Genomic DNA, 20,570 nt, shown 5'->3' with positions numbered 1-20,570 from the left:
GGGGCCGGACCGGGGCCGGTCGGCGGGGCTCACCCTTCGTCGAGGATCCGCCGCATCGTCCCCGCCGCCCGTACGGCCGCGTCGGCGCAGCAGTTGTTGAAGAGGACGTGCAGCTCGTCCACCTGTGCGGCGGCCGACCGCAACCGGGGTGAGCCCAGAGGAGGCTGTTGCGGCGGCTGGGCAGGACGTAGTAGCTGGAGTCCACCTCGACGACCGGGAACCGCTCGGCGTAGTAGCGGAGTCGGGGGCCGGCGTCGCGATGTCCGCGCGGGTACCAGCCGCTGGCCAGCAGCGCCCGGTCCGTCCACGAGCAGGTCCCGACGAGTACGTCACCCATGGGGCGCCGGGTACCCGCGATCGACGTCCTGGCCACCCGCCCGGGGCAGTGCGCCACCCGCCATCCGCCTTGCGCCGGCAGCCGGTTGTGCCGCTGCTCGCCCCGCGCCGGTGCCGCTAGGCGTTCCGCTGTTCGTTCCGCTGGTGCAGTGGTGCGCCGCAGAGCGACTTCGACGGGGTGCCGTCGACGCCGACGGGCCGGTCACCGGCGATCATCACGCGGTGCATGATGCGCGGGAAGTCCAGGTGGGCGGCGTCGCTCGGGGCGAGGTGGACGGTGGCACGGTTGTCCCAGAGGGCCACGGAACCCGGCTCCCAGCGGAAGCGGACCGTGTACTCGGGGCGCGTGATCTGCTCGACGAACATCTCCAGCAGGAGCCGGCTCTCGGCCCGGGTGACGTCGACGATGTTCTCGACGTAGTACGGGTTGACGTACAGGACCCGTTCGCCGGTCTCGGGGTGCACGCGGACGACCGGGTGGACGGACGCGACCTGGTGGTCCTGGAGATGGCGGAGGTAGGGGTCGGGGCCCGAACGGGCGAGATAGCCGACGCCCAGCCGGTGTTCGGCGCGCAGCCCGTCGGCGAACCGGCGCACCGGCTCCGACAGGCCCGCGTAGGCGGTGGCGAGGTTGGCCCACGTGGTGTCCCCGCCGTACGGGGGGACGCGTTCGGCGCGGAGCAGGGTCAGGGCGGGCGGGTCGATGCGCGCGGTGTGGTCGGCGTGCCAGCCGCGGAGGGTGGAGTGGCGGCGGCGCTCCAGCCATTCGGCCTGGTCCATGCCGTGCTTGCGGCCCAGCTCCTGACGGTCGGCCGTCGTCTCGATCTCGGGGTGCGCGGCCGGGGAGACCGAGCCCCTCGCGCGCAGGCGGACCGGCTCCCCGAAGCGGCGCGCGAACGCGATCTGGCCGGCGTGGTCCAGCCGCTGGCCCCGGAAGAACACGACCTTCCAGCGCAGCAGCGCGGCCCGGACACCGGCGACGGTCGTGTCGTCGAGCGGGCCGGCGAGGTCCACGCCGTGGATGTCGGCGCCGATGTGCCCGGAGGCGGGGCGCACGTCGAGGCCGCCCTCCGGTGCCCCTGAGGACGTGTTCGTGTCGGTGCTCATCGCTGGCTCGCCCTTCGACGCCGGTCGTAGGCCCGGTCTTCCCCGGGCGCCGCGCGCGCATGCGGACCGGCCGACAAGTGTCCTGATCGGACGACGGCCGCGCCGCGCGGCCGGCCCGGCGAGAGGATCCGTTCGCCCGGTGTCGTACCGCCCCCCGGCCCGTCCCGGACTGCGACACTGCAACGCACTGTACGCGGCAGGAAGTTGACGTCATGACCGACAAGCTCACCGTAAGCGTCCTGGGTACCGGCATCATGGGCGCCGCGATGGCCCGCAACCTCGTCCGCGCCGGCCACGCCGTACGGGCCTGGAACCGCACCCGGGAGAAGGCCGAGCCGCTCGCCGCCGACGGGGCGCGGATCGCCGACAGCCCGGCCGAGGCCGTGCGCGGGGCGGACGTGGTGCTCACGATCCTGTACGACGGGGCCGCGGCCCGGGACGTGATGCGTGAGGCGGCGCCCGCGCTGAGCCCCGGCACGGCCTGGGTCCAGTCCACGACCGCAGGGGTGGAGGGCGTCGCCGAACTGGCCGCGCTGGCCGGTGAGCACGGGCTGGTCTTCTACGACGCCCCGGTGCTCGGTACCCGGCAGCCCGCGGAGGCGGGGCAGTTGACGGTGCTGGCCGCGGGCCCGGTCGAGGGGCGGGGGACGGTGACCCCCGTCTTCGACGCCGTCGGCGCCCGTACCGTCTGGACCGGCGAGGACGGCGCGGCGGGCACCGCGACCCGGCTCAAGCTGGTGGCCAACAGCTGGGTGCTCGCCGCGACCAACGCGGCCGGTGAGGTGCTGGCCCTGTCCCAGGCGCTCGGTGTCGACCCGCGGTCCTTCTTCGAGATCATCGAGGGCGGCCCGCTCGACATGGGCTATCTGCACGCCAAGTCCGCGCTCATCCTCGACGACCGCCTCTCCCCGGCCTCCTTCGCCGTCTCGACCGCCGCGAAGGACGCCCGTCTCATCGTCGAGGCCGGCCGGCGGCACGGCGTACGCCTCGACATCGCCGCCGCCGGCGCGGCCCGCCTCACCCGCGCCGCCGCCCAGGGCCATGCCGACGAGGACATGGCGGCCGCGTACTTCGCCAGTTTCGACGCGGAGGAGGGGGCGGGGGAGGAGGACTAGGGGAGGAGGGCGAGGGGGGTGGTTGCCGTGCCCTTGGCCCTCAGGTCCGGTCGGCGGTGTCCCGTTCGTCGTCCAACGCCTCGTGCGCTTCAGCCGAAGCCGAAGCCGACAGGGGCGTACCGTCCGCTTCCCCTGCGCCGACCCCCGCGCCGGTAGCCGGGGCCCCGCGCAGGCGGCCGGTGAGCCACATGGCCATCGGCTCGGTCCAGCGCGCGGCCAGCGGGCCGATGATGACCAGGATGAGGACGTAGGCGGTGGCCAGGGGGCCGAGGGAGGGTTCGATGCCGGCGGTGACGGCGAGGCCGGCGATGACGATGGAGAACTCGCCGCGCGCGACCAGCGTGCCGCCCGCCCGCCAGCGGCCCTTCGCGGAGATACCGGCCCGCCGCGCGGCCCAGTACCCGGTGGCGATCTTCGTCAGGGCGGTGACGACGGCCAGGACGAGCGCGGGCAGGAGGACCGGCGGGATGCTGGCGGGGTCGGTGTGCAGGCCGAAGAAGACGAAGAACACGGCCGCGAACAGGTCCCGCAGCGGCGCCAGCAGACTGTGCGCGCCTTCGGCCACCTCGCCCGACAGCGCGATGCCCACCAGGAACGCGCCCACCGCCGCCGACACCTGCAGCTGCTGAGCCAGCCCGGCGACGACGAGCGTCACCCCGAGCACGACGAGCAGCAGCTTCTCGGGGTCGTCACTGGAGACGAACCGGGAGATGTGCCGTCCGTACCGCACCGCCACCAGCAGCACGAGCCCGGCCGTCCCGAGCGCGATCGCGAGGGTCGCGCTGCCCGCCGCCAGACCGACCCCGGCCAGCAGGGCGGTGACGATCGGGAGGTAGACGGCCATGGAGAGGTCTTCCAGGACCAGGATGCTGAGGATGACGGGGGTTTCGCGGTTGCCGAGGCGTCCGAGGTCGCCGAGGACCTTGGCGATGACGCCGGAGGAGGAGATCCAGGTGACGCCGGCGAGGACGACGGCGGCGACGGGCCCCCAGCCGAGGAGGAAGGCCATGGCGGCGCCGGGCAGGGCGTTGAGGCAGGCGTCGACGAGTCCGGCGGGGTACTGGGTCTTGAGGTTGGAGACGAGGTCGCTGGCGGTGTATTCCAGGCCGAGCATGAGCAGCAGCAGGATCACGCCGATCTCGGCGCCGATCGCGACGAACTCCTCGCTGGTGCCCAGCGGCAGCAGCCCGCCTTCGCCGAAGGCCAGCCCGGCCAGCAGATACAGCGGGATGGGCGACAGCCGGAACCGCGCCGCGAACCGTCCCAGCAGCCCCAGGCCGAGGATGATCGCGCCGAACTCGACCAGGAAGACGGCGGAGGAGTGCGCGGTGGACTCGGACTGTGCGGCGAGGTGCGCGAAGGGTTGAGCGGGGAGGGCGGGGAGGGCGGGGAGGGCGGGGAGGGCGAGGGCGGGGAGGTGTGCGGCGAGGTGCATGGCCGGTTCACTCCCGCCCGAGTATCGCGGCGGCCGTCTCCACACCCTCGCGGGTGCCGATCACGATGAGCGTGTCCCCGCCGGCCAGCCGGAAGTCCGGTGCGGGCGAGGGGATCGCCTCGGCCCGGCGCAGTACGGCCACGATGGACGCGCCCGTCTCGGTCCGCATCCGGGTGTCGCCCAGCACGCGCCCGTTCCAGTGGGACGTCGACGCCAGCTCGATCCGCTCCGCCACCAGCCCCAGCTCCGTGGTGGACAGCAGGTTCGGGCTGTGGTGGTCGGGCATCAGCGCGTCGACGAGGGCGGTCGCCTCCCCCGACGACAGCCGCACCGACAGCGCGCACGCATCCGGATCGTCCTGCCGGTACGCGCTCAGCGTCCGGGCGCCGTCCCGGTGCGCGACCACCGAGATCCGCCGCTGCTCCCTGGTCGTGAGGTCGTAGCGGACCCCGATCCCCGGCAACGGCGTGCTGCTGAGTCGTGGAGCACCCACGGCTGGCCCCCTGTCTGATTCGGATATGTCATCGGACAACCGTCGGTGCCACCCTAACGAGACCCCGAAAATCGCGACGAGACGCCGAAAACCGGCCGCCGGCTCCGGGACCGGTCGCCCGGTGGAACAATCCCCCTTCACCCCCGGGCGCCCCCCGTATCGGCGCCGGGGCTGACCGAAAGGACCCCCCCGCCATGATCCTCACGGGTGCCCCCACAGCCCATGCGGCGGTCCCCCGCCCGCCCCGCGCACCGGGCATCCCGTCGGCCGGCGGGCCGATGGCCGGGACGTCGTGGAGAGGTCGCGCGGGTTGTACCGAGGGGATACCCGTCCCCTCCGGACCCCTGCCCGCGACGCCCGCGGGACCCACGCCCCCCGGAGCGCACGCCCCCAGGACTCCGGGAGTGTGCCCGTGATCCAGTGGGTGTCCCTGGGGACCGGCCCCCGCCCCGTCCCCCAGCCCGTGGCGACCCCGCTGGTGTGGGCCACGGCCTTCGCGGGCGCGATGGCCTTGGTGGCCGTGCACAACGCACTGGTCGGCACGGACCGCCCCGGCCCGGCCCTGCTCGCCCTGTCGGTGCTCTCCGCGCTCCTCGGCGGGTACGCCCGCTTCACCGCGGCCCCGGGCACGGCCGCCCTGTGCTGGCTGTTCCTCAACGGGTTCGCCATCCCGCCCGCGGGTGTCCTGACCTGGACCAACCCGCGCGACACCTTCTGGCTGGTCTGCCTCCTCACCGCGGCCCTCGCCGGCACCGCCCTCGCCCGCCTCCTCCAGGCCCGCGCCGCCTACCGCCGCCTCGGCACGGCCCAGTCGCCCCCGCCCCCGCCCGACCCCTGGGATCGGCCCCCGGCCCACTGAACGTGCGGTGGCATGAAGTTGAGCGAGCGTGTGCAGCAAGCTGACACGAATCGCCGTCCCGCCTGCGGTTTTCCGTTGGCAGAGTGGGGGTCACCGCGGGGGCAACGACCGGCCCGGAACGCGCGGGGGACAACAAACGGGGGTACGTCGTGGGGTTCAAGGGATTCGCCGGGTTCATGGGGGCCACCGGTTTCGCCGGCTTCAAGAAGGCGGCCGTGGTGGCGGGTGCGGCGCTCACGCTCGCGGTGGTGGGGGGACAGGGACCGGCTCAGGCGCAGGACCGGGCTCAGGCCCGGACGGTGGCGGGCAAGCCGACGGTGACCGCTCCGGCGACAGCTGCGGTGACCGCTCCGGTGATCGTCGGGGGTTCCTTCGCGGCTCCCGTCGTCGACTCGATCGTCGAGCGGGTCTGCGCGACCCCGCTGCCCATCAGGCTGCCGCTCTGCGGCGAGCAGGGCGGCGGCGCCTCCAAGCCCGTCAACGGGTGGCAGATCGAGACTCCGAAGCCGAAGCAGTAGCCGTACGGCCGACAGCGATCCGGCATACGGCAACGCAAGCGGCGCAAGCGGCGCAAAAAGTACAAGAAGTGCAGGGGTGCCCCGGCGATCAGTCTCCGGGGCACCCCTTCGACGTGGCGTCACGCCACCGGCGGCCGCCCCCGGTCGCCGCCGCCACCGTGCCCAGGGTCCTCCCGGGCCTCACACCCAGCCGCGCTCCCGCGCGAGGAGCGCCGCGTGCGCCCTGCTGCTCGCGCCCAGGATGCGCAGGACGTCGGCGACATGACGGCGGTACGTCCGCACCGACACCCCCAGCGAGCGCGCCCCCGACTCGTCCTTGCCCACGTGGCACATCGCTTCCAGGACCTGCTGCTCCATCTCCGAGAGCCCCCCGCCCTCCGCCCCCGCCCGCTCGTCGATGAGCACGGTGAGATCGGTGGCCTGGTCCCAGATCTTCTCGAACAGCGCCAGGATGTTCGCGACCAGCCCCGCCTCCCGGGCGAGCAGCGCGCCGCGCCGGGTGTCGGCCGGGTCGACCGGGACGAGCGCTGTGCGGCGGTCGTAGACGAGGAGCCGTTCCGCGATGGTGTCCGCGACCCGGATCTGCGCGCCGAGAGAGGTGAGGTCGCGCAGATAGCCGACGGTCGGCGCGTGGTCCAGGGCCTCGCGCAGGACGACGTTGCGGATCCGTACCCCCCGCCGCAGACAGCGGGTGTCGAGCGGCCGGGCGTGCGCGATGTTCGCCGGGGTCAGCTCGGTGTACGGCTCGACCGAGAGGATCTCCTCGCGGGCGAAGAACGCCAGGTCGTCGATCCGCCCCCGGATCTGCCCGAGATCCTCCAGGCGCTCGATCGGTCCGGAGTCGGGCTGTTCCTTCACGCTCTGCTCGGCGCGCAGGCCGGCTATCAGGTGCCGGGACTGGGTGACCTGCTGGAGCTGCTGGTGGAGTTCGCGCAGCCGCAGGTCCGTGAGCCGGTCCACGGCGGTCTCGGGATCGGCGGCGGAGATCACCTCGGGTCCGCCGTCCGCTCCGGGGCCGGCCCCTTCCGTTCCGTGCAGCAGGCCGAGTTCGGTCAGGCGCTCCAGCGCGCTCCCGATGTCGTCCAGCGGCACGTGCAGCAGCAACTGGATGTCCTCGGCGGTCGTGCCGGGGTTCCGTAGAAAGTGCCGGTAGATGCCCTCTTCCGTATCGGTGAGTCCGAGTACGGACAATTCCCCCATGGTGCCTCCGTCTGATCACCAGTGAGAGTACCTGCAACAAGCTGCACGGTCACTGGCAGCAAGTAGCGCCCCGGAACCGCCCGATGGGCTGCTCCCGTTTGGCATTGTTCTCCGTGTCGGAACGAACGAACGCCGACAGAGGAAAGCGAAGAGAAGAACGCAGGGCAGGAAATGCCGAGCGATATCCACGCGTCACGTCGAGAAAGGGGGGACAGGCCATGACTTCTTATTCCGTACTCCTGCCCTTCCCTCCGCGCCGGCCGGAGCAGATCCTTCCGTACGCCGGACTGGTGCACTGGAGCAACGCGAGCCGCCTCTGGCAGGGGCAGTCCGTGATGATCGAGCCGCACCAGGGATTCGTGGCGGCGGCGGGGGCGGGATTCCGCGTGCCGACCGGACTCGGCGTCACACTCATGCCGCTGCGCCACCCCTACGAAGCCGCTCTGCAGGCCCGCTCGCTGGCGATGGCCACCGGGCAGCCGGTGATCGCCGGATTCGGGCCCGGGGGCCGGCCGTTGCAGCGGTCGCTGCTCGGCGAGGCGTACCGCAGTCCGCTCACGGCGGCACGCGAGTACCTCTCGATCGTGCGCGGACTGCTGGCGGGCGAGAGCGTCGACATCCGGGGCGAGTACTTCAGCTGCCGGGCCGAGATGCCCCGCTACCCGGTGCCGGGTGTGGAGATCGGGCTCGGTGTGCTGCGGCCCGGTATGGCGCGGCTCGCGGGTGAGGTCGCCGATGTGGCCGTGACCTGGCTGACTCCGGCGCACTACCTGCGGGACACCGTGCTCCCGGCGATGCGCGAGGGCGCGGCGAACGCGCCGGACGCCAAGGGAGGCGCGGGGCGCACGCCCCCGAGACTCACCGCCATCGTGCCACTCGCCCTGGCCCGGCCCGACCGCGAACCCGCCGAACTGGCGCTCGCGAGCAACGCCGCGCATCTCCAGGGCGCCCACTACATCGACATGCTGCGCCGGTCCGGCACGGATGTCGCCGGCGACGACCCGGCGGCGAACGCCAAGGCGCTCGTCGACGGCGGAGCGTTCCTCAGCGGCGACCCGGACGAACTCGTCGCGAAACTGGGCGCGTTCGACGCTGCGGGGGTGGACGAGGTCGTCCTGAACCTGACCGGCGTCTGCAATCTGTACGGCCCACAAGCGGCCCTGGACGAAACGAAGCGCATTCTGGCCGCCCTGGCCGCCTGACCGTGGGGGAAGACGAGAAAATGGCTGATCTGAAAGAGCGGCTCATTCGCTGGGGGACCGGTACGTCCAGTGCCGGCGCCGGAACGGAAATCGGAACCGGAATCGGAACAAAAACCGGAACCGGACCCGGAACAAATATCGGAAGCGGCACCGGAACAGAAACCGGAACAGAAACCGGAACGCGAATCGGTGAATTGCCGTACGCCGGCGTGGAAACCGTCGTACTGGAAGACCGCGAGCACCTGACGGCGATCCTGCATTCCGGTGTCGTCGGAGCGGACACGCTGGTCCTCGTGCCCGGTGGGCCCGGTGACTCCGAAGGACCCGGTGAGGAGAGCGGGGCCGACGGCCACCGCGTCGTCGGGTACGAGGGGTCGCTGGCCGGGGCCGGCGGGGAGTTCTCCCCGGGCGCGGGCTTCTACCTCCAGATCCAGGGTTACGGCATCAGCGAGTACATGTCCGTCGCCGGGCCGACCCTCGTCCGGATCGCCGACGACACGGACTTCGACGTCTTCCTCGCCGACGCCGACCGGGCCCTGCTCGACGGCACCTTCCCCGACTTCCTCACCCATCCCGCCATCCAGCTCGCCGACCTCCCGGGCCTCGGCGCCGGCCGCACACCGGCCGCCGGACCCCGGCACCGGCTGTACGTCGGCGCGGACGGAGCCGTCTCCACCGCGCCGGGCGGTACCCGCCTCGGAACGGCGGGCGACGGACCCGACCTCCTCGACGCGCGGTGGCGGCGGCTCCACAGCGGCACAGAGACGACGTGCGTGGTGTGCCTGGGGACGGTCGTGGACCACGACCTGCGGCGTACCGCGCTGGCCGCCCGGCCCTGGCTCGGGCGCTACCTGGCCGCCCTCGCCGCGATCCGCTCCCTGAGGGCCCGCGGAGTGGACGGCACCATCCGGGTCTCCGGCTTCGGCGGGCGGATCACCGAGGCGCTGGCCACCGACGCCGACGCCGATCTGCGGGACGCGGACGCGCCGCTCCTGCTGTGGACCGACCAGGACGTGTACGTGCACGCCCCTGCCCCCGGCCGCACCTTCAGCGTGGAACGGTCGGCGGCCACGCCGGTCGAGGCGCTGCTGGCCTGCGGTTCGGCCGAGGCGGCGGCGCGGTACGCCGATCCGGACCACACCGTACGCATCGAGCGGTTCCTCGCCCGGGCCGGAGTGTGACACCACGATGACCACCACCCTGACGACCACGACCGCTCCGACGTCACCGACCGCCCCCACGACCATCCCGGGACGGGCCGGGGAACTGCTCGCCCGGCTCGGCTCCCGTGCCGTCACCGGCGACCTCTACGCCGAAGCGGGCGCGCAGGTCTACCACGACGTGGCCGGCCGCAGCACCCACGAGGTGCGGGAACTGACCGGCCTCGTGCGGACCCTGCCCGGCGACGTCCTCGACCTGGCGGCCGGCTCCGGGCGGCTGACCATGCCGCTGCTCGCGCTGGGCCGCCGGGTCACCGCCCTCGACCTCTCCCCGTACATGCTGCGGCTGCTGGAGGACCGGCTGGCCGCCGCGCCCGCCGCCCTGCGCGAGCGCTGCACGGTCGTCGAGGCCGACATGAGCGCCTTCGCGCTCGGTCGTACCTTCCCGGTGATCGTCCTCGGCACCACCTCCGTCTCGCTCCTCGACGAGCGCGGCCGGACCGGTCTGTACCGGGCCGTACGCCGACACCTGGCGCCCGGCGGCCGGTTCCTCCTGTCGACCGTCGGCATGGACACCGACTCCGGTCAGCCCGCCGAAGCCGAACTGGTGGTGGAGGCCGAAGCCGGCCGCGCCTACCGGATGTTCGAACACTGGGCGGTCGGCGACAGCGCCCGCACGGTCACCGTCTTCCCGGCACGGATCCCGGACGACGACAGCCCCGTCCAGGTCACCACGACCAGCGTCGGCGTTCTGCCCGCCGCCCTCCTCGAAGCCGAACTGGCCGCCGCCGGACTCACCGTCCGCGCCCGGCACCCCCTGCCGGCCGTCGGCTCCCGCCACCACGACGTACTGCTCGAAACGGAGGTCACATCATGAGTCCCGGCACCACCAAGAACGCGCTGTGGCCGTCCCTCCTGGCCCCCGCCCTGCACGGCTCGGACGCGCTCTGCGCGGTCTCCGCGCACGGAGTACGGGTCCGGTACGCCGACGGCAGCGAACTCCTCGACGCCTCCAGCGGGTTGTGGAACACCAACATCGGCTACGGCAACGAGGCCATCGCCCGGGCCGCCGCCGACGCGCTCCGCGACGCCTCGTACCTGAGCGTCTTCCGCTACGAGAACTCCTACGCCCGTGCCGCGGCCGCCGCCCTCGTCGAGCTGTGCGGCGCCGACACCTACGGCCGGGTCCTCTTCTCCACCTCCGGCGGCGCCGCCAACGACCTCGTCATGAAGCTCGCCCGCCACTACCACGCCCTGCGCGGCGAGGACCGCCGCAGACTCGTGGTCGGGCTGCGCGGCAGCTACCACGGTCTGACGTACGGCAGTTTCGCGCTGACCGGCGAGGACCTCGGGCAGCAGGTGTACGGCGTCGACCAGCGCCTCATCCGCCATGTCGACCCCAACGATCCGGTCGGCATCCGCACCCTGATGGAACGTCAGGGGCCGATGGTCGCGGCCGTCGTCGTCGAGCCGGTGCTCGGCTCGGGGGCGGTGCCGCTCACCGAGGAGTACGTCGACGAGCTGCTGCGGCTGCGCGACGAGTACGGCTTCCTGCTGGTCGCCGACGAGGTGGCCACCGGCTTCGGCCGTACCGGCGACTTCTTCGCCTCCCAGCGCTGGTCCGCCCGGCCCGACCTCCTGGTGACCTCCAAGGGGCTCACCAACGGCACCGGCGCCGCCGCCGCCGTCATCGCCTCGCACACGGTCGCGGACGCCTTCGACACGGCGGGCGCCATGCTGACCCACGGCGAGACCCAGGCCGGCACCCCCGTCACCTGCGCCGTCATCCTGGCCACCATCGCCGAGATGCGCCGCCTGGACGCGGTCGCCCTCGGCCGGGCCCTGGCGCTCCGGCTGGACGCGGAGCTGACCCGGCTGGTCGACGAGCACCCCTGGGTGACGGGCACCACCGGTGTGGGCTGTTTCCGGTCACTGCGGCTGACCACCCCGGACGGGGAACCGCTGCCGCAGGCCCGCGTCCCGGAGCTGGTCGCCGCGATCCGTACGGCGGGCGCCATCGTGCACCCCGGCGTCCACGGCATCCAGCTCTTCCCCGCGCTGACCTACACCGACGCGGACCTGACCGAACTGACGGACCGCATCCGCGCCGGACTGGCCCTGTTCACCGACCTGTTCACCAGCGACTCGGTCCAGGCGGAGGTAGCGGCATGAGCCACGGCCGAGGCGGACCGACCCGGGCGCTGATCGGTCCCGACGCCCTCACGGCATGGCTTCCCGACGGAGGAGGCCGCACGGCCGCCCTCCTCGTGGACACCGCTGTCGCGACGGCGGGGATCACGGCCCTGGTCCAGGACCGCCTCGGCCGGGCCCGCTGGCGGACGGCCCGGACACCACTGGCCGCCGGCCCCGGTGATCTCGACGCGGCCGCCGCGCTCGCCGAGAGCCTGGCGGACGAGGAGGCCGAGGTCGGCCTGGTGGTCGCCGTCGGCGGCGGATCGGTGCTCGACCTGGCGAAGATCGCGGCCCTGCTGCGGGCCAACCCGGTCGCGTACACCCGCCTCACCGTGCCCCAGCGCGGCGGCCTGATGGGCCTGCCGGGCGAGGTCACCCGTACCGTCCCGCTGCTCGCCGTACCGACGACCCTCGGCACCGGCAGCGAGATGAGCGCGGTCGCCTGCCTCGCGTACCCGCAGGGCAAGCGGCTGATCCTCGGCGGCGTACTGCGGCCGGAGGCGGCACTGCTCGATCCGTCGGCCACCGTGACACTGCCCCGGGAACTGGTCGTGGAGGGCGTCCTGGAGGCGCTGTTCCGGGCGGTCAGCCCGTACGCCGGTGACCATCGGGAGGACCGCCGCACCGAGGACCGGCTGACGGAGACGGTCGCCCGGCGGCTCGTCCAGCTCGGCTACGAGGCGGTACGGGAGGAGGAGCCCGGCGACGCGCTCCGCCTGGACATCGCCAAGCTCAGCGGGCTCACGCACGGCGAGTGGCTGCACCAGGGCCGCGACCCGTACGCGGTCAAGGGCTGGCTCATCGCCAACGAGATGTCGTCGGCACTCGGCGTACGGAAGATGACCGCCGTCGCCGCGCTGCTGCCGCACCTGTGGCGGGCCGTGCTCGACGGGGAGCCCCGGCTGGGCTCCGCGCCACGGCTGCGACGGATGTGGGCCGGGCTGCGCGAGGCCGCGTCGGCGGACCGGGGGCGGGCCCTGCCCGAGGACCCGGCCGACGGGATCGCCGCCCTGATGGACGACTGGCGGGTGGGCCGGCGGCTCACCGCCGAAGGGCCGGGACGGATCGAGGCCCTGGCCGAGCGGACCGTACGGGCCTGGGGTGCCGGCCTGCCGATGCTCGGCGGGCTGCGGGCGGAGGACGTACGCCGCCTCCTGGACGCGGCGCTCGGCACGACCCCGACACGGACCGCGCACGCCGCGCCGACCGCGCACGCCGCGCTCACCGCGCACATCTGAGACTTCCGCTCCCGGTCCCGGGAGCGGGCGGAAAGAGAGCAACGGCTCTCGACACCATGAGAAAAGGGGGAGTTCCCATGCAGGAGAACTTCGAGAACGACAACTTCAGCTCCGCCCTGGAACTGGGCATGCAGGAGCTTGAGGCCATGGAGGCCCCGGGCTGGTGGACCGCCGGTGGCGTCGTCGTCGGTGCGACGGTCGTGTCGGCCGTCGGTGTCTCGACGGGCGTCGCCGTCTCGATCATCACCTGATCCACTCAAGACTCGTTCGACTCGATCCAGTCTCAACTCAACGGGAGGGAAACCGATATGAAGGACAACGTCACGCAGGAGCCGACCGGCTTCGACGCGTCGCTGGAGCTGGGCATGCAGGAGCTGGAGGCCATGGAGGCCCCGGGCTTCTGGAGCGGCTTCAAGACCGGCGTCGTGATCAGCACCGTCGCCAGCGCGGTCATCGCCACCTGATCCTGATCCGGTAGGTCTGTCCCACCTGGCAGGTCTGTCCGATCCGGCGGTCTGCCTGAAGCGGCGGTCTGTCTGAAGCGGCGGTCTGTCTGAAGCGGCGGTCTGCCTGATCCGGCCGATCAGCCGGCAGCGGTGGCCGAACCGCATACGGATTTCCGCGGCGGCGTCCCGGGCCCGCAGAGGGCCCTGGGCCGCCACCGCGGAATCCGCGCTTCGTTCTCCGCCCCCTCCCCCCACCCAAGTCCCACCAGTGCGACCAAGGAGTCCAGCATGGCCAACAGCCGAGACAAGGCAGCGGCCGAGAACAAGAACCTCGCCTTCGCCTGCGCTCTCATCCCGCTCGGCATGGCCGTCGCCACCTCGCAGCTGTCGGGTGGCGTCGAGATCTTCGTCATGGCCGGCCTGGGTGCCGTCATGCTGAGCTGCCTGGTCAAGATCGGCGCCAACCTCCGGAAGGCACGCCGTTGAGCACCGCGAACCCGTCGAGCACCGCCGGCGCGCCCGTCGTCGCCCTGCGCGGCCTGACCAAGCGCTTCGGCGAGGTCACGGCGGTCGACGACCTGACGTACGAGGTCCGGCCGGGCCGGATCGTCGGCCTCCTCGGCCGCAACGGAGCCGGTAAGACCACCTCGCTGCGGATGCTGCTCGGCCTGTGCCGGCCGACCTCCGGCGAAGCGACCGTCTTCGGCCGCCCCTACGCCGAACTGCCCCACGCCGCCCGCCGGGTGGGCGTCAGCATGGACGCCGTGGGGCCGCTGCCCGGCGCCAGTGCCCGACGCGAACTCACCATCTGGGCCCGGACCCTGGGCCTGCCCCGGCAGCGCGTCGAGGAGGTCCTCGACCTGGTGGGCCTGGCCGACGGCAACGCGGCCTCCCGCCCCGTCAAGGGCTACTCGACCGGCATGAAGCAGCGTCTCGCGCTCGCCACCGCGCTGCTCCCCGACCCCGAACTCCTCGTCCTGGACGAGCCCGCCAACGGTCTCGACCCGGACGGCATCCGCTGGCTGCGCGGCCTGCTGCGCGGCCTGGCCGACGAGGGCAGGACCGTCCTCGTCTCCAGCCACCTGCTCTCCGAGGTGGAGCAGACCGTGGACGACGTGGTGATCATCCAGAGCTCGCTGCGGTACGCCGGTCCGCTCGATGGTCTCGTCGGCACGGGCGAGGGGGAACGCCTCGAAGACAGGTTCTTCTCCCTGGTCGGCTCGCCGACGACGGCATCAACCGCACCGGCCGTATCAACCGTGCCGGCCGCCTCATTCGCTGTCGGAGGACAGAGCCATGCGTAACCTGCTCGCCGGCGAATGGACCAAGGCCTGGACCGGCCGCGGCTGGCTGATCCTGGCCGGGTGCGGTGTCCTGATGTCCCTGCTCGGTGCCCTCGGTTACGCCTCCCAGGGGGTGACGGCCATCGAGGAGGGCACCATGGGCCGGGCGGCCGTCACCGACGACATCGTCCGCTCCTGGTTCATGATGTCCCTCTTCACCTCCCTCTTCGGCGCGGTCTTCGTCTCCCGCGAGTACACCTCGGGTGCCATCGGCCGCTCCGTCCTGATGAGCGGCGGCCGTACCCGTCTGCTCGCCGCCAAGGTGCTGACCGCCACCGCCGTGGGCGCCCTCGCCGCGCTGCTCACCGCCGCACTGTCCCTCGCCTCCGCCTGGGGCACCCTCGCGGCCAACGGGACGAAGCCCGCGTGGCACGGCGAGACCTGGCTGATCCTGCTGGGCGTCTTCGCCGTCAACACGCTCGCCGCACCCTGGGGCGCGCTGGTCGGCTGGATCGTCCGGCACCAGGTGGGGGCCGTGGTGACCGTCGTCGCGCTGACCCTGGTCGTCGACCCGGCGGTGCAGGTGCTGGTGCCGGAGGCCGGCAAGTACCTGATGACGATCGCCCAGAGTTCCGTCTACCGGGACCAGAAGCCCGACCTGCTCTCCACGCCGCTCGCGCTGCTGGTGATCGTGGGCTGGCTGACGGCCGCCGCGCTGCTCGCCCGGAAGCTGTTCACCGCGCGCGACGTCGTCTGACGACAGCGCCGGCCGTCGCCGTACGGGCCCCCGCCCCGGCCTCACCTCACCCGGCCTCACCTCACCCCACGTCACCTGACTCCACGTCATGTCGCCCGCCGTCCGACGTCGCGTCCGACACCACCCGCGACGTCGCCCGGCGGCATGCCCCGACACCGGCGCTCGCGGAGCCACCGAATCCACCCCCGCCACCCCGCCGTCCCGCCGTCCCGAGGAGAGAACCAGGCATGTCCAGCACACCCGCCGGTGCCGTACTACTGGCCCCCGAGCGGCTGGCCCGTCCCCGCCTCGCCCCCGACGTGGTGGTCCACGAGCCGGCCGAGCCGGGCGCGCCCTGGGTGGTGCAGCGCGGCAGCCACCAGTACTTCCGCCTCCAGGAGGACCTGGCCCGCCTCGTCCGGGCCGTCGACGGCGTACGCGACCACGACGACCTGGCCGACGCCCTCGGCGCACCCTGGACCCAGGCCGACGTCGGCTCGGCGGTGCGGACACTCGCCGGGGCGAAGGTGCTGGACGACGGAGTGCCGAAGAAGGACCGCAGTTCCTGGTTCCGCTTCGTCCCGCCGCTCACCCTGCAGTTCACCCTCCTCAAGCCGGACCGGCTGCTGGCCCGCCTCGCCCCGCTCGTGGCGGCCGCCGCGCACCGCGGGGCCGCCGTCGCCGCCTCGGCCGTCACGATCGGCGGACTGCTCGTCCTGGCCTTCCAAGGGGCCGACCTCCAGGGCGCGTTGGGGCGCCCCTTCGCACCTTTGCTCTACCTCTGCGTGATCGGCGCGGTGCTCGCCACCACCGCCGTCCACGAGATCGGCCACGGCGCGGTCCTCACGTACTACGGCGGACGGCCGACCCGGATGGGCATGATGCTCTTCTACATGTCGCCGGCCTTCTTCTGCGACGTGTCCGACGGCTGGCGGCTGCCGCGCAAGGAGCAGCGGGTACGGGTCGCCCTCGCCGGCATCGCCACCCAGACCGTCATCGCCGGGGCCGCCGCCCTCGCCACCCTCTTCATGGGCGCCTCGGCGGCGCGTGACGGTGTTCTCGTGTATGCCGTCGTCACCTACCTCTCCGGCGTGCTCAACCTCCTGCCGTTCGTGAAACTGGACGGCTACATCGCGCTGATGAGCCACCTGGACATCCCGCATCTGCGCGACCGGGCGATGACCGACGCCCGCAGGTGGCTGGCCCGGATGCTGGCCGGCGGCACCGGCTACCGCCGCGAACTGCCCGGCGTGCGCTGGGCGGTTCCCTTCGGTTTGCTCTGCATGACCTTCCCGCTCTACATCGTGGCGGGCGCGATCACCCTCTGGTCGGACAGCCTCCAGCGCCTCGGCGCCCTGGGCGCGCTCCTCGTCCTGTGCGGCATCGGCTACTTCCTCCACCACCTGGCGCGAGGCGTACGCCGCTTCGCCCGCGAGGCCCGGACGGCGGGCGGCAGCCCCTGGCGCCTCGGCGCGGTGCTCGCCCTGGCCGCGGCCGCCCTCGCCGTGCTCGGGCAGCTGGTCCAGGTCCCCTACACCGTCAACGGCGGCTACACGACGGCCGAGGACGGCCGCGTCACGCTGCTCCTGCCCCAGTCCACCGACCGCGCGCTGATCACCTCCGGCGCCCCGGTACGCCTCTACCGCGCCGGCATCGCGACCCGTACCCGGACCGGCGCCGCGACGGTCGCCGTCGACGGGGCCGACGGCAAGGACGCCATGGCCCCGCTGTCGGCGCTGATCCCGGTCCGCAGCGACGCCCTGCCGACCCCGGCCCTCGGCCTTCCGCTGGACCTGCGCGGCGGCCGTGACCGTGCCCCCGCCGACCCCTCGGGCGCGGCCCAGCTGGACGCGGGCAGCCGCCCGGGCTGGGAGTGGCTCTACACCAAGTACGTCGCACCGGCCTGGCGCTGGTAGCCCAGAGCCCTCACAGGAAGAACGACCATGGATCTCCGGTACGTGACCTACTGCCAGGCGGGCAACGCGTTCTACGAGGACCCGGCGACCGCCACCGCCCCCACCGAACCCGCCGACGCGGTGGCACAGGCCCCCGCCGGCTGGACCCGCACCGTCAACGCCGACTGGGTGGTGCTGACCCCGCCGCACACCGAACTCCCCGGCCAGGGCTGGAAGATCCACGTCTCGGCGACCCGGGACAACGCCGACCGCGTCCTCGCCGCCGTACGCGCCTACTGCGTACGCGAGCGCCTCACCTTCAAGTACATCCGCAGCGCCGAGGTCCTGAACCGGCGCAACAGCAAGTACGGCGACCGCGGCGCGAGCGGCAAGTTCATCACCGTCTACCCGCCGGACGAGCCCCAGCTGGAGCGGGTGCTCGTCGACCTGGACGCCGAGGTCGGCGGCGAGCCGGGCCCGTACATCCTCAGCGACCTGCGCTGGCGCTCCGGCCCGCTCTACGTCCGCTACGGCGGCTTCGTCGCCCGCCTCGGCCGGGACGCGAAGGGCGACCCGGTGCACTGCATCGAGGACCCGGACGGCCGTCTCGTCCCCGACGTACGCGGCCCCGGCTTCCGCCCGCCCGCGTGGGTGACGCTGCCGGACTGCCTCGCCGAGTCACTGGCGGCCCGTAACGCGAGCACGATGGGCGACTTCCCGTTCCGCGCGGTCAGGGCGCTGCACTTCTCCAACGGTGGCGGCGTCTACGAGGCCCAGGACCTGCGCCAGGGCTCCGGTACCGAAGCCACCGTGCTCCTCAAGGAGGCTCGCCCGCTGGCCGGCCTCGACGAGGAGGGCGAGGACGCGGTGACCCGGCTGGAGCGCGAGCGCTGGGCGCTGGAGCGGCTGGCGGGACTGGACTGCGTGCCGCCGCTGATCGACTACCGCAAGGGGCGCGAACACTACTTCCTGGCACGGGAGTTCGTGCCGGGCGCCTCGCTCCACACGCGTATCCACGAGTCCAACCCGCTGCTGAACCCGGATGCCGACGCCTCCTCCGAGTCGTTCACGGCGTACACCTCCTGGGCCCTGTCCCTCCTCGACCAGATCGACGCGGGCGTGCGGGCCATGCACGACCGGGGCGTGGTCTTCGGCGATCTGCACCCCAACAACGTCCTGGTCCGGCCGGACGACTCGATCGCCTTCATCGACCTGGAGACGGCGACCCCGGTCGACGCCATGGCCGCCCAGTCGATCGGCGCACCCGGCTTCCGCGCCCCGGCCGGCTGCACGGGCCCGGCGGTCGACCGCTACGCCCTCGGCTGCCTCCGCCTCGCGGTGTTCCTGCCGCTGACGGTGGTGCTGAACTGGGGCCCGGAGAAGACGGAGCAACTGATCACCCTGGTGACGGAGAACTTCCCGGTGCCGGCGGACTTCGCGGAGCGGGTGGTGGCGGATCTGACGGCCGCCCACGACACCGCCGAGGGAAAGGGAGCGGGGACCGACGCGCACGCGGGGACCGCCGCGCACGCGGAGACCGCCGCGAGCGCCGCCGCCCCGGCCCCCGTCTGGCCCGACACCCTCACCCCCGCCGACTGGTCGTCCCTGCGCGCCTCACTCGCGGCGGGAATCCTGGCCACCGCGACCCCGGACCGCGAGGACCGCCTCTTCCCCGGCGACATCGCCCAGTTCACCACCCCGGGCGGCGGCCTCGCCCTCGCCCACGGAGCCGCCGGGGTCCTGTGGGCCCTGGGCGGCGCCGGTACGGAGATCCCGGCCGCGCACACCGACTGGCTGACCGAGCGCGTCCGCCGCTGGACCGAACCCCGCCCCGGCTTCTACGACGGCCTGCACGGCATCGCCTACGCCCTCGACGCCCTGGGCCGTACGGTCGAGGCACACGAGGTCCTGGACCGCGCCCTCGCCCTGCCGCTGGACGACGTGGACGGCTCCCTCTTCGCCGGCCTCCCCGGCATCGGCCTCTCCCTGCTCCACTTCGGCCACCTCGACGCGGCCGAACGCCTGGCGGAACTGGTCGCTGACCGCACCCCGGGCGGCTACGCGGCCCGCCCCCGACCGGGTCTGCTCCACGGCGCGACGGGCGCGGCGCTGTTCCTGCTGCGGCTGTACGAGAGGACGGGCGACCCGAAACTGCTGCACACGGCGGTGGAGGGACTGCGCCACGACCTCGCCGAGCTGTCGACCGGACCGGGCATCAGCCGGATGCCGTACCTGGCGGTGGGCGGCGCGGGAACGGCGATGGTCGTGAGCGACGTACTGGCGCACCTGCCCTCCCCGGACCCGGCCCTGCACGACGCCCTCCCCCTCCTCCACTCCTCGCTGGCCTCCCCCTACCAGGCCCAGGCGGGCCTGTTCCAGGGCCGGGCGGGAGCGACGCTGGCCCTGCGCCGACTGCACGGCAGAACGCCGGGTCCGGAGACCGAGGCCGCGGTGCACCGCCATCTCACGGCCTTCGGCTGGCACGCCATCCCCTACGCGGGCCACCCCGCCTTCCTCGGCGACCAGACCCTGCGCCTCTCCACCGACCTCGCCACCGGCACGGCAGGCGTCCTGCTCGCCCTCGACGACGCACTCGGCTCGGGCGAAGGCCTGCCGTTCCTCTCATGACGGACCACCGCGTAGTCCTGATCGAACCCCGCCCCACCGAGGCGGCCGGCGCCCCGGAACTGGCCGCCGTACGGTTCCTGGCCCTGCTCCCCGAGGACTGGCACTACGAACCCCACGTCAAGGGCACCCGCTTCACCGTCCGCCTCAGCCACCCCTCCCGACCGACCCCAATCCCGGACCTGAACCACACCCTGAACCGCATCTTCACCGACCCGTCCCTCCAGGCCTGGCACTGGACGGACATCACCCACCTCGACTGAGACGGAGACCGGGACGGACAACGTCGAAGGGCCCCACCGCAAGCGGTGGGGCCCTTCGACGTATTGCCCGGTGAGAGCAATGGCGGAGGATACGAGATTCGAACTCGTGAGGGGTTGCCCCCAACACGCTTTCCAAGCGTGCGCCCTAGGCCTCTAGGCGAATCCTCCGCCGGGAACATTACATGACGTCGGAGGGTGGTTGCGAACTCGTTCGAGGGCGGGCGATCGGCCGGGTGATCGAGGCGGGGGGAGGGGCCGGGAGGCGGGACGGCGGGCGTCGTGGATCGGGTAGGGTGGGGGCAGCCCCTCACGCGGCGCTATCTGACTGAACTCCCCCAGGGCCGGAAGGCAGCAAGGGTAGGTTGGCTCTGGCGGGTGCGTGAGGGGTCTTCTGCGTCCGGAGGCGGCCCGCCCCGGGCTCCCGCCCCCGGGCTCCCGCCCCGGGCTCCGGCATCCCGCCCGACCG

General features: G+C 73.1%; 21 protein-coding genes, 1 tRNA gene, 1 other RNA gene and 1 pseudogene. 17 read left to right on the top strand and 7 right to left on the bottom strand.

The window, feature by feature from the left end; translation table 11 throughout:
- Nucleotides 1-29: 29 nt before the first annotated feature.
- From H4687_RS47555 to H4687_RS22535, 3 genes and pseudogenes are all read right to left on the bottom strand, one after another.
- Nucleotides 30-143 carry a DUF72 domain-containing protein gene (locus H4687_RS47555; protein ID WP_167358633.1) on the bottom strand — a complete coding sequence of 38 codons (114 nt, stop codon included), beginning with the start codon at nt 141-143 and terminating at the stop codon, nt 30-32.
- Between the two features lie 10 nt (nt 144-153).
- Nucleotides 154-337 (bottom strand): annotated as a pseudogene (locus tag H4687_RS22540) (DUF72 domain-containing protein); the annotation flags it as partial.
- Between the two features lie 116 nt (nt 338-453).
- Nucleotides 454-1,443 (bottom strand): TauD/TfdA dioxygenase family protein, encoded by a 990-nt coding sequence (locus H4687_RS22535; RefSeq protein WP_046913807.1) that lies wholly within the window; start codon nt 1,441-1,443, stop codon nt 454-456.
- Between the two features lie 212 nt (nt 1,444-1,655).
- Here H4687_RS22535 and H4687_RS22530 point away from each other — a divergent pair, with 212 nt between their 5' ends.
- Entirely contained in the window at nt 1,656-2,558 is a 903-nt protein-coding gene (locus tag H4687_RS22530) for an NAD(P)-dependent oxidoreductase (protein ID WP_097249850.1), read from the top strand.
- 40 nt (nt 2,559-2,598) lie between these two features.
- On the opposite strand, the gene H4687_RS22525 is transcribed toward H4687_RS22530, so the two are convergent.
- Complete coding sequence (locus tag H4687_RS22525) at nt 2,599-3,993, bottom strand: cation:proton antiporter (RefSeq protein ID WP_050398385.1); 1,395 nt, start codon at nt 3,991-3,993, stop codon at nt 2,599-2,601.
- A gap of 7 nt (nt 3,994-4,000) precedes the next feature.
- Nucleotides 4,001-4,486 (bottom strand): cation:proton antiporter regulatory subunit, encoded by a 486-nt coding sequence (locus tag H4687_RS22520; RefSeq protein WP_005482744.1) that lies wholly within the window; start codon nt 4,484-4,486, stop codon nt 4,001-4,003.
- Between the two features lie 412 nt (nt 4,487-4,898).
- Between H4687_RS22520 and H4687_RS22515 the strand changes: the two genes are divergently transcribed.
- Both H4687_RS22515 and H4687_RS22510 read left to right on the top strand, forming a co-directional pair.
- Nucleotides 4,899-5,345 (top strand): hypothetical protein, encoded by a 447-nt coding sequence (locus tag H4687_RS22515; RefSeq protein ID WP_050398481.1) that lies wholly within the window; start codon nt 4,899-4,901, stop codon nt 5,343-5,345.
- Between the two features lie 149 nt (nt 5,346-5,494).
- Nucleotides 5,495-5,863, top strand: coding sequence for a hypothetical protein (locus H4687_RS22510; RefSeq protein WP_046916151.1), 369 nt, complete (start codon nt 5,495-5,497; stop codon nt 5,861-5,863).
- Nucleotides 5,864-6,043: 180 nt separating this feature from the next.
- On the opposite strand, the gene H4687_RS22505 is transcribed toward H4687_RS22510, so the two are convergent.
- A complete protein-coding gene (locus H4687_RS22505) occupies nt 6,044-7,063 on the bottom strand; it encodes a helix-turn-helix domain-containing protein (protein WP_005482738.1) in 1,020 nt (339 codons plus the stop codon).
- Between the two features lie 218 nt (nt 7,064-7,281).
- Between H4687_RS22505 and H4687_RS22500 the strand changes: the two genes are divergently transcribed.
- From H4687_RS22500 to H4687_RS22440, 13 genes are all read left to right on the top strand, one after another.
- Entirely contained in the window at nt 7,282-8,265 is a 984-nt protein-coding gene (locus H4687_RS22500; protein WP_046916141.1) for an LLM class flavin-dependent oxidoreductase, read from the top strand.
- 20 nt (nt 8,266-8,285) lie between these two features.
- Entirely contained in the window at nt 8,286-9,446 is a 1,161-nt protein-coding gene (gene mpaB, locus H4687_RS22495) for a daptide biosynthesis RiPP recognition protein (RefSeq protein WP_318787710.1), read from the top strand.
- Nucleotides 9,447-9,453: 7 nt separating this feature from the next.
- Nucleotides 9,454-10,302 carry a daptide-type RiPP biosynthesis methyltransferase gene (gene mpaM / locus H4687_RS22490; RefSeq protein WP_046916143.1) on the top strand — a complete coding sequence of 283 codons (849 nt, stop codon included), beginning with the start codon at nt 9,454-9,456 and terminating at the stop codon, nt 10,300-10,302.
- Nucleotides 10,299-11,597: a daptide-type RiPP biosynthesis aminotransferase gene (gene mpaD / locus H4687_RS22485; protein WP_046916144.1), complete on the top strand. Its 1,299-nt coding sequence runs from the start codon at nt 10,299-10,301 to the stop codon at nt 11,595-11,597. The genes mpaM and mpaD overlap by 4 nt, the downstream gene beginning before the upstream one ends.
- A complete protein-coding gene (gene mpaC, locus H4687_RS22480) occupies nt 11,594-12,856 on the top strand; it encodes a daptide-type RiPP biosynthesis dehydogenase (protein ID WP_046916145.1) in 1,263 nt (420 codons plus the stop codon). Before mpaD ends, mpaC begins: the two co-directional genes overlap by 4 nt.
- 77 nt (nt 12,857-12,933) lie before the next feature.
- Complete coding sequence (locus H4687_RS22475; protein WP_005482724.1) at nt 12,934-13,107, top strand: daptide-type RiPP; 174 nt, start codon at nt 12,934-12,936, stop codon at nt 13,105-13,107.
- Between the two features lie 57 nt (nt 13,108-13,164).
- Complete coding sequence (locus H4687_RS22470; protein WP_005482722.1) at nt 13,165-13,320, top strand: daptide-type RiPP; 156 nt, start codon at nt 13,165-13,167, stop codon at nt 13,318-13,320.
- A gap of 270 nt (nt 13,321-13,590) precedes the next feature.
- A complete protein-coding gene (locus H4687_RS22465; RefSeq protein ID WP_005482720.1) occupies nt 13,591-13,788 on the top strand; it encodes a hypothetical protein in 198 nt (65 codons plus the stop codon).
- A complete protein-coding gene (locus H4687_RS22460; RefSeq protein WP_046916146.1) occupies nt 13,785-14,606 on the top strand; it encodes an ABC transporter ATP-binding protein in 822 nt (273 codons plus the stop codon). The genes H4687_RS22465 and H4687_RS22460 overlap by 4 nt, the downstream gene beginning before the upstream one ends.
- Entirely contained in the window at nt 14,599-15,342 is a 744-nt protein-coding gene (locus H4687_RS22455; protein ID WP_046916147.1) for an ABC transporter permease, read from the top strand. The genes H4687_RS22460 and H4687_RS22455 overlap by 8 nt, the downstream gene beginning before the upstream one ends.
- 227 nt (nt 15,343-15,569) lie before the next feature.
- The gene (gene mpaP / locus H4687_RS22450; RefSeq protein ID WP_046916148.1) at nt 15,570-17,237 is read left to right on the top strand and encodes a daptide biosynthesis intramembrane metalloprotease; all 1,668 of its coding nucleotides are present in this window, start codon (nt 15,570-15,572) and stop codon (nt 17,235-17,237) included.
- Between the two features lie 27 nt (nt 17,238-17,264).
- Nucleotides 17,265-19,844: a class III lanthionine synthetase LanKC gene (gene lanKC / locus H4687_RS22445; protein WP_046916149.1), complete on the top strand. Its 2,580-nt coding sequence runs from the start codon at nt 17,265-17,267 to the stop codon at nt 19,842-19,844.
- Nucleotides 19,841-20,104 (top strand): hypothetical protein, encoded by a 264-nt coding sequence (locus H4687_RS22440; RefSeq protein WP_046916150.1) that lies wholly within the window; start codon nt 19,841-19,843, stop codon nt 20,102-20,104. The genes lanKC and H4687_RS22440 overlap by 4 nt, the downstream gene beginning before the upstream one ends.
- Nucleotides 20,105-20,184: 80 nt before the next feature.
- Here H4687_RS22440 and H4687_RS22435 read toward each other — a convergent pair.
- Nucleotides 20,185-20,272 (bottom strand) — tRNA-Ser (locus H4687_RS22435).
- A gap of 130 nt (nt 20,273-20,402) precedes the next feature.
- Between H4687_RS22435 and ffs the strand changes: the two genes are divergently transcribed.
- Nucleotides 20,403-20,499, top strand: an RNA gene (gene ffs, locus H4687_RS22430) — signal recognition particle sRNA small type.
- The last annotated feature ends 71 nt before the right edge of the window (nt 20,500-20,570 follow it).

The sequence above is a fragment of the Streptomyces stelliscabiei genome, from assembly GCF_014873495.1.
In the GTDB taxonomy this organism is placed as follows: domain Bacteria; phylum Actinomycetota; class Actinomycetes; order Streptomycetales; family Streptomycetaceae; genus Streptomyces; species Streptomyces bottropensis.
This window is presented reverse-complemented; position numbering and strand designations above follow the sequence as displayed.